Origin of the sequence: Faecousia intestinalis, from assembly GCF_040096185.1 — a bacterium.
Lineage (GTDB): Bacteria > Bacillota > Clostridia > Oscillospirales > Oscillospiraceae > JAZOXB01.
On record NZ_JBBMFF010000155.1, the window covers coordinates 1 to 15419 of the forward strand.

General features: G+C 66.8%; 14 protein-coding genes. 8 read left to right on the plus strand and 6 right to left on the minus strand.

Annotated elements, in window-relative coordinates:
- Positions 1-175: 175 nt before the first annotated feature.
- From WMO66_RS03945 to fdxA, 4 genes are all read right to left on the minus strand, one after another.
- A complete protein-coding gene (locus WMO66_RS03945) occupies positions 176-661 on the minus strand; it encodes a YbaK/EbsC family protein (protein WP_349135083.1) in 486 nt (161 codons plus the stop codon).
- 7 nt (positions 662-668) lie between these two features.
- Positions 669-1520: a 16S rRNA (cytidine(1402)-2'-O)-methyltransferase gene (gene rsmI / locus WMO66_RS03950; RefSeq protein WP_349135084.1), complete on the minus strand. Its 852-nt coding sequence runs from the start codon at positions 1518-1520 to the stop codon at positions 669-671.
- Positions 1517-2233 carry a tRNA1(Val) (adenine(37)-N6)-methyltransferase gene (locus WMO66_RS03955; protein WP_349135085.1) on the minus strand — a complete coding sequence of 239 codons (717 nt, stop codon included), beginning with the start codon at positions 2231-2233 and terminating at the stop codon, positions 1517-1519. Before WMO66_RS03955 ends, rsmI begins: the two co-directional genes overlap by 4 nt.
- 171 nt (positions 2234-2404) lie before the next feature.
- Positions 2405-2575 (minus strand): 4Fe-4S ferredoxin, encoded by a 171-nt coding sequence (gene fdxA, locus WMO66_RS03960; protein ID WP_349135086.1) that lies wholly within the window; start codon positions 2573-2575, stop codon positions 2405-2407.
- Positions 2576-2724: 149 nt separating this feature from the next.
- Here fdxA and WMO66_RS03965 point away from each other — a divergent pair, with 149 nt between their 5' ends.
- Positions 2725-4980 (plus strand): ATP-dependent Clp protease ATP-binding subunit, encoded by a 2256-nt coding sequence (locus tag WMO66_RS03965; RefSeq protein WP_349135087.1) that lies wholly within the window; start codon positions 2725-2727, stop codon positions 4978-4980.
- A gap of 47 nt (positions 4981-5027) precedes the next feature.
- On the opposite strand, the gene WMO66_RS03970 is transcribed toward WMO66_RS03965, so the two are convergent.
- Positions 5028-5246 (minus strand): DUF896 domain-containing protein, encoded by a 219-nt coding sequence (locus tag WMO66_RS03970; RefSeq protein WP_349135088.1) that lies wholly within the window; start codon positions 5244-5246, stop codon positions 5028-5030.
- Between the two features lie 16 nt (positions 5247-5262).
- Positions 5263-6978 (minus strand): beta-propeller domain-containing protein, encoded by a 1716-nt coding sequence (locus WMO66_RS03975; protein WP_349135089.1) that lies wholly within the window; start codon positions 6976-6978, stop codon positions 5263-5265.
- Positions 6979-7119: 141 nt separating this feature from the next.
- Between WMO66_RS03975 and WMO66_RS03980 the strand changes: the two genes are divergently transcribed.
- From WMO66_RS03980 to WMO66_RS04010, 7 genes are all read left to right on the plus strand, one after another.
- A complete protein-coding gene (locus tag WMO66_RS03980; protein WP_349135090.1) occupies positions 7120-8346 on the plus strand; it encodes an aminoacetone oxidase family FAD-binding enzyme in 1227 nt (408 codons plus the stop codon).
- Entirely contained in the window at positions 8330-9922 is a 1593-nt protein-coding gene (locus WMO66_RS03985) for an NAD(P)/FAD-dependent oxidoreductase (protein WP_349135091.1), read from the plus strand. Before WMO66_RS03980 ends, WMO66_RS03985 begins: the two co-directional genes overlap by 17 nt.
- Positions 9919-10914 carry a CPBP family intramembrane glutamic endopeptidase gene (locus WMO66_RS03990; protein ID WP_349135092.1) on the plus strand — a complete coding sequence of 332 codons (996 nt, stop codon included), beginning with the start codon at positions 9919-9921 and terminating at the stop codon, positions 10912-10914. Before WMO66_RS03985 ends, WMO66_RS03990 begins: the two co-directional genes overlap by 4 nt.
- A gap of 155 nt (positions 10915-11069) precedes the next feature.
- Positions 11070-11411, plus strand: a complete 342-nt coding sequence (locus WMO66_RS03995; protein WP_349135093.1) for a hypothetical protein — start codon at positions 11070-11072, stop codon at positions 11409-11411.
- Between the two features lie 35 nt (positions 11412-11446).
- Entirely contained in the window at positions 11447-13645 is a 2199-nt protein-coding gene (gene recD2, locus WMO66_RS04000) for an SF1B family DNA helicase RecD2 (RefSeq protein ID WP_349135094.1), read from the plus strand.
- Positions 13642-14310, plus strand: a complete 669-nt coding sequence (locus WMO66_RS04005) for a ComF family protein (protein ID WP_349135095.1) — start codon at positions 13642-13644, stop codon at positions 14308-14310. The genes recD2 and WMO66_RS04005 overlap by 4 nt, the downstream gene beginning before the upstream one ends.
- Positions 14311-14319: 9 nt before the next feature.
- On the plus strand, positions 14320-15351 hold the full coding sequence (locus WMO66_RS04010) for a rod shape-determining protein (protein WP_349135096.1): 1032 nt from the start codon (positions 14320-14322) through the stop codon (positions 15349-15351).
- Positions 15352-15419: the final 68 nt, after the last annotated feature.

The following is a 15419-nucleotide window of genomic DNA, read 5'->3' on the forward strand; positions in this document are numbered from 1 at the left end:
TCTATAATACAAGGAAACCGTCAGGGTGTCCTTTCGCGTTCCATAACCCGCCGCAGCGGCAGAATTGCAAAATAATACTGCAAAATTCTATTTTGCAATTCTGAAGGCAGCTTGGCGAAAAAGTCCAAAGGGACTTTTTTGACAAGCTGCGCGCCGCCGAAAAGTCTGTTTTCCGTTACGCCTCCGCCTGCTCGTCCCAGCCGCGGCAGACATCCACCCACGCCGAGAAGCCGGAATACTGCTCCAGCTCCGGCAGCGTCAGGGCGATGGCGCTGTTCGGGCTGCCGCAGGCGGGATAGACCGTCTCGAACCGCCGCAGGGAGACGTCGAGATAGACGTTCACGTTCTCCGGCACGGCAAACGGGCACACGCCGCCGACCGGGTGGCCGATGAGCGTCAGCACCTCGTCCGGCGTCGGCATTTTCGCCTTCTTGGCAAACCGAGCCTTATACTTTGCATTGTCGATGCGCGCGTCTCCGGCCATGACGATCACCATCGGCGTCTCGCAGACCAGAAACGCCAGCGTCTTGGCAATATGGCAGGGCTCGCAATGCAGGGCCGCGGCGGCCTCCGCCACTGTCGCGCTGGAAACCGGGAATTCCAGAACGCGGTCCTCCATACCGAACCCGGCAAAATAGGCCTTTACTTTCTCTACAGACATGGTGTTTTCACTCCGTTTCCGTATGCTGCGCGCGCAGGGCGGCGTCATACAGCTGATTTTTGGCAAGGCCCGTCTCCGCAGCGACCTGCCGGACGGCATCCTTGCGGCTCAGGCCCTCTGCCAGAAGCGCCTGCACGCGCATAAGTGCCTCCTCCTCCGAAACGGGGCCGCTCTCCTGCTGCTTCGGCGCGCCCTCAACGATCAGAACATACTCGCCGCGCGGCGGCTGGGTCTCATAATAGGCGACGGCGCCGTCGAGCGTCAGGCGCAGGACCTCCTCATGCAGCTTTGTGAGCTCGCGGCACAGGGAAATACGCCGTTCCCCGCCGAAGGCCGCCGCCAGATCGCGCAGCGTCGCGCACAGCTTGTGCGGGGCCTCGTAGAAGATCATCGTGCGCTGCTCTGCGCGCAGGGAATCCAGGTGCTGGGCGCGGTTCTTCTTCGTCGTGGACAGGAAGCCCTCAAACGTGAAGCGCCCCGTCGGCAGGCCGGACATGCTCAGCGCCGTGATGGCGGCGCAGGGGCCGGGGATGGCGCTGACCGTCACGCCCGCCTCCGCGCACAGGCGGACCAGATCCTCGCCGGGGTCGGAGATGGCCGGGGAACCGGCGTCCGACACGAGCGCGCACGTCTCGCCCGCCAGAATGCGCTCGACGATGCGCGGGCCGCTTGCCGCCTTGTTGTGCTCATAATAGCTGACGAGCGGCTTTTTCAGCTCCAGATGGTTCAGCAGCCGCAGCGTCACCCGCGTGTCCTCGGCCGCGATAAAATCCGCCTGCGCAAGCACCTCGCGGCAGCGCTCGGAGATATCGGACAGATTGCCGATCGGCGTCGGCACAAGATAGAGCATCGCGCTCATGGGCAGTCTCCTTTCGCATGACGGGCGGCGCGCAGGGCTTCGCGCTCCGTTCCGTCCGTCTCATATTCCAGCAGCTCCGGCAGCAGCGTCAGGCCGGGCCGCCCGCCCCGCCTTGCCTCGAGCAGCAGCAGGCTGACGGGGCTTTCGGCATTGTGGCGTACCGGCTGCAGCCGCTTCGGCTCCAGCCCGGCCGCGCGCAGGGCGCACAGCAGGTCGCACAGGCGCTCCGCCCGGTGCACCAGCGCAAACCGCCCGCCGGGCGGCAGCAGCCACGCGGCAGCCGCACACAGCTCTGCCAGCGTCAGGCACTGCTCCGTGCGGGCCACGGCGCTGTTCCGGCCAGCCTTGCCGCTGCCCACGGGAAAATAGGGTGGATTGGCGATCACGCAGGAAAAATCCCCCGCCGGAAGGAGCGTGCGGATGCGCCGCACATCGCCCTCCAGAACGGTCAGCCGCTCCTCCAGCCCGTTGATGCGGACGTTCTCCTGCACGGCGCGGCAGGCCTCCGGCCGCAGCTCGATGCCCGTGACCGTGCAGGACGGATCGCGCGCGCAGAGAAGCACACCGAGCGTGCCGCAGCCCGCGCCGAGATCCGCCACACGCGCCCGCGGCGGCAGCGTCAGGAAGTCCGCAAGCAGCAGAGAGTCCGCGCCGAGCGGCACCTCGCCCTCCGGGATGCGGAGCCGCAGCCCGTTCCACAGATCGTGTTCCATGGTCGCCCCCCATCACGAATTACGAATTACTAATTACTAATTAAAAACCGGTCTGCGCAAGACTGCACAGGCCGGTTCCGTAAATTACGTTACGCAGTTCCGCACGAGCTTCCGTGGAGCATACGGCGGAAGGACTCCGCCGTATGCCGGATGTAATCGTGTAGGATCTTCTTACTCCTCGACAATAGCCTGAACGGGGCAAGCATCTGCACAGGTGCCGCAGCCAACACAGGTATCGGCATCGATGACGTACTGGTCCTCACCCTCAGAGATCGCATTCATCGGGCACTCGCCAGCGCAGGTTCCGCACTTCAGGCAGCTGTCGGTGATCTTGTATGCCATGGGTATCTCCTCCTATTACAAGTAGTATCCCCATTTTATCATGTTTTTGGGAAAATGCAATGGGGAAATTCGGAAAGGCAAACTTTTTTCGACGGGTTTGAACCGGGCACAGGCGGGCTAGAATCCCAATGTTGAGGGGAGGGAGCGATTTGGCAAAACGGGACCTGCCGCCGGAGCTTTCGGCCGCGCTCCGGCTGGCATGGGCGCTGGCCGCCCGGCTGGGGCACGCCTGCGTCGGCACGGAGCACCTGCTGCTGGCACTCGCCATGCAGCCCCAGGGGGCCGACGGGCGGCTGCTGCACTGGGCCGGTCTGACCGGGCCGGAGATCGCTGCGGCCGTCCTTCGCCTGCACGGGCGCGGAGCACCGTCGGACGTTCTGCCGCAGGGGCTGACGCAGGCCGCGCGCCGCGCCGTTTCCCGCGCGCTGAACGGCCCGGAGCGACTCCTGACCGCGCTGCTGCGGGAGAGCGGCTGCTCAGCCGTGCGCCTGCTGGAGCACTGCGGCATCTGTCCGCAGCAGCTTTTTACCCAACTATGCGAGGGCGAGCTTGCCCGGAAGGAGCGAAGCATGCAGAACACAAGACTGCTGGATCAATTTGGCATAGATATGCTCGAGCGCGCCGGAAAGCAGGAGCCGGTCATCGGCCGGAGGCAGGAGATCGAGACCGTCCTGCAGATCCTCTCGCGGCGGCACAAAAACAATCCCGCCCTCATCGGCGAGCCGGGCGTCGGCAAGACGGCCATCGTGGAGGGCGTGGCGCAGTATCTCGCCGCCGGGACCGTGCCGGAGCCGCTGCGCGGCAAGCGCCTTTATGCGCTGGACATGGCCAGCGTCATCGCAGGCACAAAGTACCGCGGCGAATTTGAGGAGCGCGTGCGCGACATTCTGGCCGAGGTGCGGCGCGTGCAGAACGTCATCCTGTTTGTCGACGAGATGCACACCCTCGTCGGGGCCGGTGCGGCGGAGGGCGCCATCGATGCGGCCAACCTGCTCAAGCCCGCACTCGGCCGCGGCGAACTGCAGCTTATCGGCGCGACGACGCTGCGCGAATACCGCAGCAGCATCGAAAAGGACGCCGCGCTGGAGCGGCGCTTCCGCACGGTGCAGGTGCGCGAGCCGACGCCGGAGGAGACGCGCGAGATCCTGGCCGGGCTGTGCCCCGGTCTGGAGGCGCACCACCATGTCTCCATCCCGCAGGAAGCCGTTTCCGCCGCCGTAGAGCTGTCGTGCCGCTATTTGACGGATAAATTTCTGCCCGACAAGGCCGTGGACCTGCTCGACGAGGGCGCGGCCTGTGCGCGCATGCGCCAGCTCGGCAGCCGCACGCCGGATGAGGAGCAGGCCCTGCAGGCCGCCGTGCGCGCCGGAAAATATGAGCGGGCCGCCGCCCTGCGCGACCGTCTGCGGCGGCGCGGCCAGCCCGGCCGGACGGTCTCCGTGCAGGACATCGCCGCAGCCGTTTCGAGCCGCACGGGCATTCCCGTCGGGACGATCTCCCGGACGGAGCGGCAGCGCCTGCGCACGCTGGAGCAGACGCTCTCCGCCCGCGTCATCGGGCAGGAGGAGGCCGTCCATGCCGCGGCAGAGGCCGTGCGGCGCGGACGCAGCGGCCTTGCCGAGCAGAAGCGCCCCGCGGCAGCCATGCTGTTCCTCGGGCCGACGGGTGTCGGCAAGACGGAGCTGTGCAAGGCGCTGGCCGAGGCCGTCTACGGCAGCGAGGACGCGATGATCCGCGTGGACATGTCGGAATATATGGAAAAATTCACGGTCTCGCGCCTTATCGGCGCGCCGCCGGGCTACATCGGCCACGACGAGGGCGGCGAGCTGTCCGAACGTGTGCGCCGCAGGCCCTACAGTCTTGTGCTGTTCGACGAGCTGGAAAAGGCGCACCCGGACGTCTGCGGTCTGCTGCTGCAGGTCATGGAGGACGGCTTCCTGACGGATTCCGGCGGGCGGCGCATCGATTTCCGCAACACGATGCTCGTGATGACCTCGAACCTCGGCGTGCGCGGCGGCGGAGGGCTCGGCTTCGGCGCGCAGGCGGAGGACGGCGCTCTGCGCAGCCTGCGGGAACATTTTTCGCCGGAATTCCTCGGGCGCATCGACTGCGTGGCGCGCTTTCAGCCGCTTGATGCAGCAGCGCTTGAGCAGATCGCACAGCAGCAGCTCACAGCCCTGCAGCAGCGTGCAGAGCGCCTGCACGTCCGGCTGGAGCTGCCGGACGGTCTTGCCCGCAGCTTTGCCCTGCGCAGCCGGGACGGCCGGGGCGGCGCGCGCGAGATCCGCCGCCTTGTCCGCCACGAGATGGAGGCCCCGCTTGCAGCCCTGCTGCTCGGCACACACGCGCCGGAGCAGGTGCGCGTAGACCTGCAGGACGACCGCCCGGTCTTCCCCGTCTCCTGAGAAAACCATGCCGGAGAGAACCGCTTGGGTCCTCTCCGGCACAGTTTTTATTGTTCCGTTTCCTCCGTTTCGCGGCGGCCGAGCTTATGCTTCGTGCCGTCCGGCTCCACGATATAGGTGTTCTCCAGCTGCGCCGTCAGGTTGCGGCGGACGGCTGCGATATACTGCTGGCGCAGCAGGTCGCGCTCCGCCGTTTCCTCCGGCGTCAGGCCGGTCGTCTTTGCCTTCCGGGCAAGCTCATTGATACGCTTGACAAGCTCTTCCATATGATTTGCTCCCTTCTCAGCCCACGGCGAACGACAGCAGCGCGTCCACGCTTCCGCTCGTCAGCGAAACAGCGCTGACCTCGTCCGGCGCGCAGGCATACAGATAATCGCCTTCAAAGAAGAAGGCCGTTCCGGAATGCACGCTGATCTCCGGGCGCGAGACCTCGGTGATCGCGTCGCCCAGCCGGAACAGGTGGGACGTGTGGTCATAGCACACGAGCGCCCACGCGGCATCCTGCGACACGGCGGCGTAGACCGCGCCGCCCGCATAGGTCCCCAGCTCCTTCACAAGGCCCGTGGCCGAGACGCTCCCGCCGCCCATCGCCATGGTGGAGATGGCAAGGCTCATACCGTTCGCGCCGTTCGCGCCGCTCAGATCCATCAGCATGCCTTCGGCCGGGAGCAGCACATTGAACAGTTCGCTCAGGCCGGAGACCTCCGCCAAAGCGGGCTTCGTCGGGTTGGAGAGGTCGATGGCCGCAAGCGGTGTGTCCGCATCGAACATTGCGAGCAGGCAGTAATTGCCGCTGAAGCGCGCCGCGCTGAGCGAGGCATCCGGCAGCAGATCGCTGCCGTCTGCGATCTGCTGCAGGGAGAGGTCCAGCACGTTCAGCGCTGTACCGCCATTCTGGCTCTGATCGAGGCGGTTCGTCCAGCCGTAGGTCTTGTCCTCAAAGAGCTGATACTGCGACGAGGACAGCGAGTTCACGACATACAGTGCGTTTGCCTGTGCATTGAGTTCCCAGGCCGCGACCTCGCCCGCCAGCGGCTTCGAGGCCAGCATCGTCAGATCGGCGTCCGCCGTCAGGCGCAGGAGCTCCGTTGCGGCATTGATGGCGTGGTTCGTGACGGAATAGTGGTCTTTCTTATAGGCGTCGCCGTGCGACTCCATGCGGATGCTGCGCGCAAGAAACACCCCCTGCTCCGAAACGCAGACATGGTCGATCGTTCCCGTGAAGGCGCGCACGCCGCTGCGCTGCGCATCGGCCAGCGAAATGGCGGACACGATGCTGAACGTCGGCGCGTCGAGCGCGGAGGAGAGATAGAACTGCGCAGCGGGCACAGCCTCGCTTTCGGCATTGTCGCCGATCTGCGGCATGGAGGCTGCGCTCCCGCTTGCCTCATCGAGGTCCGCCGTGCCCGAGGAGACGAGGAACAGCAGGCCGTTTGCCGTGCCGATGCCCTCGTAAAGGCCGTCCTGCGAGAACGTGCGCAGCAGGGTCGGTGTCGACGGCTCCGAGATGTCATACAGCCGCAGATGGCACACGTCGCTGCCGCTCAGGTCACTGTCCATCGACGAAGCCGTCGTCACAACGGCAAGCCGGTCGCCCTCCACGAGCAGGGCGTTGGCGAATTCATAGGAATCCTCCGAGGACGTTCCCGATGAAATATCCAGCGTATTGAGCTGCGTCGTGCTGGCCCCGGCGGCGCGCAGGATGCGCAGCTCGCTGTTGCTCAGCACATAGATATAGCCGTCGTGCAAGGCCGTCGTGGCGCTTGCATCGCCCGCGAACTGCACTGTGGCCATTTCGCCGTCCGCGGAATCCGGCGCAGCCTCCGAGATGCCGGTGTAATTGCCGAGTGCCGTGCGGACCTCCATTTCATTGCGGGCCGCGACCGGAGCGGTGATGCTGTCAAGCGAAAGCTCCGGCATATCCTCGCTGCCGCAGCCTGCCAGAACCCCGATGGGCAGAACGGCGGCAAGCAGCAGCGCGATCCAACGTTTCTTCATGATATTACCTCCAATTGGCCTGCGGCGGTCTGCCGCCGCAATGACAACATCATACCTTTTTCGCGCCCGTCTGTCAAGAATACACTTGTCATGCGGGGGTATATGGCATATAATGAACATAGAAAACAGGGAGGAACGAGCATGAAAGTACTGGTGATCGGCGGCGGCGCATCCGGCCTGACGGCGGCGCTGACCGCTTCGGAGGACCCGCACAGCGACGTCCATCTCGCCGAACGGCAGGCGCGCGTCGCGCGCAAGCTGCTGGCGACCGGAAACGGCCGCTGCAATCTCACGAATCGGGACATGGATCTGTCGCACTACCACGGCACGGCGCCGCAGTTCTGCCTGCCCGCGCTGGAAGCCTTCGGCGTGGAGCAGACGCTGGCATGGTTCCGCTCCATGGGCCTTCTGACCGTAACGGAGCCGGGCGGCCGCGTCTATCCCGCAAGCGACAGCGCCAACAGCGTGGCCGATGTTCTGCGGCTGACGCTGGCCGGGCGGCAGAACGTCACGCTGCACGCGGGCTGCGAGATCGCGGAGCTGCGCCGCACGAAGGGCGGCTTTTCCGTCCGCCTCGGGGACGAAAGCTGCCTGTTTGACCGCGTTATCGTCTGCGCAGGCGGCGCGGCGGGCGGCAAGCTGGGCGGAACGGACCTCGGCTACCGCCTGCTGACGGCCCTCGGCCACAGCCGGACGAAGCTGCAGCCCTCCCTTGTGCAGCTGCGCACGGAGCCGACGTGGGTGCGCTCACTCAAGGGCGTGCGCTGCGAGGTGCGCGCCGTGCTCAAGACGGACGGCGGCCGAACGGAGCGCGCAGGCGAGCTGCAGTTCACGGACTACGGCGTGAGTGGCCCCGCGATCTTCGAGCTGTCCCGCGCGGCCGCGCAGGGCGGGCTCCTGCTGCTCGACCTGCTGCCGGACGTCCCCGCCGGAGAGCTGACGCAGCTCCTGCAGGCACGGCAGGCGGCCCTGCCGCAGCTTGCGCTGGAGGACCTGCTGACCGGTATGCTCCACAACCGCCTCGGGCGGACGGTGCTGCGCCGCTGCGGTCTCTCACTCGAAGCGCCGTGCGGCTCGCTCCCGGCGGACAGGCTGCCGGAGATCTGCCGGACCGTCAAGGCCTTTGCTCTGCCCGTGCTCGGCCCGATGGGCTTTGACGCCGCGCAGGTGACGGCGGGCGGCATCCGCACGGACGAATTTTCCGCGCAGACGCTGGAGAGCCGCCTCTGCCCCGGCCTGTATGCCGCGGGCGAGGTGCTGGACATCGACGGTGACTGCGGCGGCTATAATCTGCAGTGGGCCTGGTCCTCCGGCCGTCTGGCCGGGCAGCTGCTTACCGGGAGGGAACGCCATGCTTCGCATTCGTGACCTGATCCTGCCGGAGACGCACGATGTCTCCGAGCTGTATTATCATGCGGCGCAGGTCCTGCATATCCGCGCATCGGACATCGCCGCGCTGCACATTTTCCGCCGCTCCCTTGACGCCCGCAAAAAGCCGGACCTCCGCTGGGTCTACACCGTGGACGTCACGCTCCGCAGCGGCGAGGGAGCCGTGCTGCGCCGCTGCCGCAGCGCAAAGATCACGCGGGAGGCGCCCTATGTCTACCATATTCCCCGCTGCACCGCAGCGGAGCGGCCTGTGGTCGTCGGCTTCGGCCCGGCAGGCATGTTCGCCGCCCTCGTGCTGGCGAAGGCGGGGCTGCGGCCCCTCGTGCTCGAGCGCGGCGACCCCGCACCGCTGCGCCGGGAAAAGGTCGAGCGCTTCTGGGGCGGCGGCCCGCTGGACCCCGAGAGCAACGTCCAGTTCGGCGAGGGCGGCGCAGGCGCGTTTTCCGACGGCAAGCTCAACACCGGCACGAAGAACGAGCGCGGCCGCTGGGTGCTTCAGCAGTTCGTGCGCTTCGGTGCGCAGGAGGAAATTCTCTACGACGCCAAACCGCACGTCGGGACAGATGTGCTGTTCCACGTCATTCAGAACCTGCGGGAAGAGGTGCTGCGCCTCGGCGGCGAAGTCCGCTTCGGTGCGCGCCTGACGGGACTTGAGACGCAGGATGGCCGCATAACGGGTGTCCGCTGGATTGAGGACGGAGCGGAGCGGTCGTTTGCATGCCGGGACGTCATTCTCGCCATCGGCCACAGCGCCCGCGATACGTTCCGCTGGCTCCACGCAGCCGGGATCCCCATGCAGCCGAAGCCGTTTGCCATGGGCGTGCGCATCGAGCATCCGCAGGCCGTCATCGACCGCGCGCAGTACGGCAAGCCGCGCGGCGAGCTGCCCCCGGCCGACTATAAGCTCGCCGTGCACCTTCCGGACGGCGGCGCGGCCTATACATTCTGCATGTGTCCGGGCGGCCAGGTGGTCGCCGCGGCCTCGCAGCCCGGCGGCGTCGTCACGAACGGCATGAGCTATGCCGCGCGCGGCGGCGAAAACGCCAACTCTGCCCTGCTGGCCTCCGTGACACCGGAGGACTTCCCGGAGCCCGGCCCGCTCGGCGGCATGCTCTGGCAGGAGCAGATCGAGCAGGCCTGCTTCCGCCTCGGCGGCGCGGACTATCACGCGCCTGCGCAGCTGCTCGGCGATTTTCTGGCGCACCGCCCCTCCGCTGCTGAGGGCGGTATCCGCCCGACTTACCGTCCCGGCGTTCGCCTGTGCGACCTGCACGACGCGCTGCCGAAAAAGCTGACCGACACGCTGGAGCAGGCCATGCCCCGCCTTGCCGGTCTGCTGCCCGGCTTTGACGCGCCGGACGCCCTGCTGACCGCGCCGGAGACGCGCAGCTCCTCCCCCGTGCGCATCGTGCGCGGCGAGGACTGCCAGAGCGAGCTCCGGGGCCTGTATCCCTGCGGCGAGGGTGCGGGCTACGCCGGCGGCATCCTCTCTGCTGCCGTAGACGGCATGCGCTGCGCCGAGGCCGTGCTGTCCCGAACGGAGGACAAGACATGACGCAGGAATTCCCGAACCAGACAAGCTCGCCGCTCTGGACGTCGGAGTCCGTCCGCTTGGAAAAGCTGGCATGGCGGCAGGAGCTTGGCAGGCGGGCCATCGCCCGCAGCCGCATGAACCGCGTGTGCCTGATGCTTCTCATCTGGCTGGCCATGTTCAGCCAGCTCAGCTCGACCGGGGTCGTGCTCCTGTCTTTCCTGCACCTAGACATTCCTGCATGGCTCACCGGGGTCGGCCGCCTTGCGGCCGCCTGCGGTACCGTCGGCCTGGTGCTCATCTGGAAGCGCAGGCCGTTCTGGCAGAACGTGATGTTCGCCCGCTCAGGAAGGCCGCGCGCGGGCGAGGTCCTGCTCTGGGTCCTCTGCCTGTTGGCGCTGCAGGGCGCGGCCGGTCTGCTGCAGAGCCTGCTCTCCCCGGCCATGGAATTTTTCCGCACCAAAAGCAAGGTCGTGTCCGGCACGGCGGAGACGACCGTATCGCTCGCGCTCTATACCGCAGTGGCCGCCCCCATCACGGAGGAGCTGCTGTTCCGCGGGGCCGTGCTGCGCAGCCTGCAGCCCTATGGCAAGCGCTTTGCCATTTTCTGCTCGGCGCTGCTGTTCGGCCTTGTGCACCAGAATCTGACGCAGACGCCGTTTGCCTTCGGCTTCGGCCTGCTGGCGGGCTATGTCGCCATGGAATACTCCATACTCTGGTCCATGAGCCTGCATATCCTGAACAACGCCGTTCTGGCCCTCGGGCTGGACGCCCTGCTGCGGCCGCTGAGCGGCACATGGTACTGGCTGGCGATCCGCGGCGTGCTGTTTCTTCTGCCGCTGGCCGTCTGCCTTGTGCTGGCGCTCGTCTTCCGGAAAAAGCTCGCCGCGCGGCGGGAGCGCGACCCCATCGATCCGAAATGGCGGCGGCTGTTTTTCCGCACGCCCGGCTGGATCATTTTTCTGGTCCTGAGCTGCGTGTGCATCATCCTAAATTTCTTCGTGCTGGGGGCCTGACGGGATTTCCCGCTTGCGTCTTTCCCGTTTCTGCTGTAAAATATGTGAGAGCATCATCGCACAGCTGCATCTTCGGCCTTCGCCGGATTGTGCGGTGCTGCCCTAGATAGGAACCCATCGCCCGCAGCCTGCATAGTCTGGCATGAGGTGATGGTATGGCGCTGACGATCCTGACGGCGGGGCTTGCGGCCTGCGGGCTGCTGCTCCTGCTCTGGTCCGTGGCGGAGGCCATGCTGCTTCCGCTGCCGCGCGAGGATGCCGTGCTCGTTGCGCCGCTGCAGGGCGGCGCGGCCGAGGTGGAGCGGCAGATCCGCGGCTGCCGCTGGATGCGCGAGCATCGCGGCCTGCGCGCACAAATTATCTGGATCGACCGCGGCCTGACCCCGGAGGGGCAGGAGGCCGCCGCGCGCCTGCTGCGGGATGCGGCGGGCGAGCAGCTTTGCGCCGCCGGGCAGGCGGCAGAATATCTGGAGCGGCTGGGGGCCTTTGAGGCCTGAGCCCGGCCGCCCCGGCAGAATGGGAGAACTGGCACTTGGAGCAGGAGCTGGTCAGCGGGACGATCGCCGCTGTGGTCTTTGAAAATCCGGAAAACGGCTATGCTGTCATCAAGCTGGACAGCGACGACGGCGGCCTGATCACGGTCGTCGGGACGATCCCCGCCCCGGCCGCCGGAGAGCGGCTCATCGTCACCGGAAAATGGACGGCGCACGCCACCTACGGCCGCCAGCTCGAGGCAGAGTTTCTGGAGCGGCTGCTTCCGGACTCCACGGCGGAGATCCGCGCCTATCTCTCCTCCCGCGCCGTGCGGGGCGTTGGGCCGAAAACGGCCGAAAAGATCGTCGCCGCCTTCGGCACGGACAGTCTGAAAATTCTCGAGGCCGCGCCGGAGCGGCTGACGGAGATCGACGGCATCTCGCGCAAAAAGGCGCTGGAGATCGGCGCCTCGTTCCGGCAGCAGGTCGCCGTGCGGCGGCTCATCGAGTTTCTTGCGGGCTACCGCATCCCGGCGCAGGTCGCCGTGCGGCTGTACCGCGTCTACGGTGCGCAGTCGCTCGAGCGCGTGCAGGAGGACCCCTATCTGCTGGCGCAGCCGCAGTTCGGCGCAGGCTTCGGCGCAGCCGATCAGCTTGCGCTGGAGCTCGGCTTTGACGGCGACGACGCCCGCCGCGTCGAAGCGGGCGTTATTTTTGAGCTGCGCCACAATCTCACAAACGGACATACCTTTCTCCCGCAGGACAAGCTCGTTGCGGCAACGTCCCAGCTGCTGAGCCTCGAGGCGGAGCCCGTGATCGCGGCCGTCGACCGTCTGACGGAGCTGGGCCGCGTGGAGCACAGCACCATTGCCGGGATCGCAGCCGTTTATCTGCCGGAATATTACGAGGCGGAGACGGCCATTGCCGCCCGCATCCGTGCCATGGCCCAGCACCCGCCCGCGCCGCTGCCCGATGCGGAGCGCGTGCTGCAGGGCATCGAGGCCATTGCGGGCATCACCTATGCCGAACGCCAGCGCGATGCCATCCGCATGGCAGCCGAGCGCCGCATCATGATCCTGACGGGCGGCCCCGGCACCGGCAAGACGACGGTGCTGTCCGGCATCCTCACCCTGTTTTCCAAGCTCGGCCGCAAAACGCTGCTGGCCGCGCCGACCGGGCGCGCCGCCAAGCGTCTGTCCGAGCTGACCGGCCGCGACGCCGCGACCGTCCATCGCCTGCTCGAGGCGCAGGTCTCGCCCGAAAACGGCGAGATGTTCTTCGCCCGCAATGAGGACGAGCCGCTGGAATGCGACGCCGTCATCGTGGACGAGATGTCCATGGTCGACGTGCTGCTCATGCACAGTCTGCTCGAGGCGCTGCCGCAGGAGGCCTGCCTTGTGCTCGTCGGCGACCCGGACCAGCTGCCGAGCGTCGGCGCGGGCAGCCTGTTTTCCGACCTCATCCGCAGCGGCATCGTCCCGTCCGTCTGCCTGACGGAAATTTTCCGGCAGGCCCGGCAGAGCCTCATCGTCATGAACGCCCACGCCGTCAACCGCGGCGAGCTGCCCGTTCTGACCGCAAAGGACCGCGACTGCTTCTTCCTGCGCCGCCGCGCGCCCGCGCAGCTCGTGCAGACCGTCTGTGAGCTCTGCGCGCGCCGTCTGCCGCAGAATATGCATATCCCCGCCGGGGAAATTCAGGTCATCAGCCCCACCCGCAAGGGCGAGACGGGGACGGCCAATCTGAACCGCGCCCTGCAGGCGGCGCTGAACCCGCCGCAGCCCGGCAGACACGAAAAGCTCAGCGGCGGCTCGTGCTTCCGCGAGGGCGACCGCGTCATGCAGATCCGCAATCACTACGATCTGCCGTGGAAGCGCGCCAACGGCTCGTCCGGCACGGGCGTGTTCAACGGCGACATCGGCACGATCGTCTCCATCGACCCGAAGGAGGACCAGATCCACGTCCTCTTTGACGACCGCGAGGTCGTCTATGAGCCCGAGATGCTCTCGGAGCTGGAGCTTGCCTACGCCATCACCGCGCACAAGAGCCAGGGCAGCGAATACCGCGCCGTGATCTTTGCCATCGGCGGCGGCTCACCGATGCTGCTGACGCGCGGCGTGCTCTACACGGCCATCACCCGTGCGCGGGAGCTGCTCCTCCTCGTCGGCAACGAGGAGCTCATCGCCCAGATGACGCAGAACAACCGCCGCAACAAGCGCTACAGCGGTCTGCGCTTCCGGCTGCAGGGCGAAGCATGAGGGCGCTGTTCTCTCAGCTGCTCGACCTGCTGTACCCGCCGAAGTGCGTGTTCTGCCGCCGCCTGCTGCGGCCGGAGGAGCACGACGTCTGCGCCCGCTGCGTGCACGAGCTCGAGCCGATCCCCGCCCCGCTGCGGCGCGGGCAGTTCTACACGGAGTGCTATGCCGTGTATCCCTATGAGGGCGTTGTGGCGGAATCGCTCCGCCGCTTCAAATTCTCCGGGCAGTCACAGTACGCCGCTGCCTACGGCCGCATGCTCGCGCCCCTGCTCCGGACCGCTCCGTTTGAGATCCTGTCCTGGGTACCGGTCAGCGCGAAGCGCCGCCGCTCCCGCGGCTATGACCAGACGGAGCTGCTGGCGCACGCCGTGGCGAAGGAGCTGGAGCTTCCCTGCACGCAGACGCTGCAGAAAATTCGCCACAATCCCGCGCAGTCGTCCCAGCGGGACGCCGCCGCGCGGCGCGCCAATGTGCTCGGCGCTTACCGCGCCGTTTCTCCCGAACGCTTTGCAGGACGCAGTGTCCTGCTGATCGATGATATTCTGACCACGGGCGCAACGCTCTCGGAATGCAGCCGCGTGCTGCTCACGGCGGGCGCGTCCTCCGTGGTCTGCGCCGCTCTGGCCGCCACGCCGGAGCCGGGGCAGAAACCCGCAGACAGGTAGGTGCAAACTATGTTATTCTTTTCCAGAGACCTTGGGATCGATCTCGGCACGTCCAACGTGCTGATCTATGCGGCCGGGCGCGGCATCGTGCTGCGCGAGCCGTCCGTCATCGCCCTCGATAAAAACAGCGGCAAGGTGCTGCAGGTCGGCGCGGCCGCGCGGAGCATGCTCGGGCGCACGCCCGGCAATGTCGTCGCCGTGCACCCGCTGCAGGACGGCGTCATCTCCGACTATGAGCTCACGGCCCGTATGCTGACGGAGATGCTCCGCCGCGTGCTCCGTCACGCCATCGTCAAGCCGCGCATGATCGTCACGGTCCCCAGCGGCATCACGGAGGTCGAGGAGCGCGCCGTCATTCAGGCCGCCATGGAGGCAGGCGCCCGGCGCGTCTATCTCATCGAAGCTCCGCTGGCTGCTGCCCTCGGCGCGCAGCTCGATATCACCGCCCCCGAGGGCCGGATGGTCGTCGACATCGGCGGCGGCACGACGGATATCGGCGTGCTGACCATGAACGGCATTGCGCAGTCCGCCTCGCTCAAGGTGGCGGGCGCGGCCTTCGACGAGGCCATCATCCGCCATCTGCGCCGCCGCTACGGCCTGCTCATCGGCACGACCGTTGCAGAGGAGATCAAGATGTCCATCGGCTGCGTCACGCCCCGGCCGGAGGCACTGACCATGACCGTCAAGGGCCGTGACCTCAAGAACGGCCTTGCCCGCGAGGCCACGCTGGCATCCGAGGAGCTCATGGAGGTCCTGCGCCGCCCCGCCCGTCAGATCATGGACAAGGTGCTCGATGTGCTCGAGAGCACCACGCCGGAGCTCGTGGCGGACATTGCGCGCAATGGCATCGTCCTGACGGGCGGCGGCAGCCAGCTCTTCGGCATGGACCGCCTGCTGTGCGAGCGCACGGAGATGACGTGCGTTGTTGCGGACGACGCGGATTCCTGCGCAGCCTACGGCTGCGGCAAGAGCCTGAGCTGGATGAACCACATGCAGGAGGGCACGATCAACCTCGCCCGCCGCCGCCTGCTGAAGGAGTGAGTTCCTGTTTGACAAGCCTTTCAGGCTTAAGAAGATCCCACTTTTTTCGCCGCCTGCGGGCGGCGAAC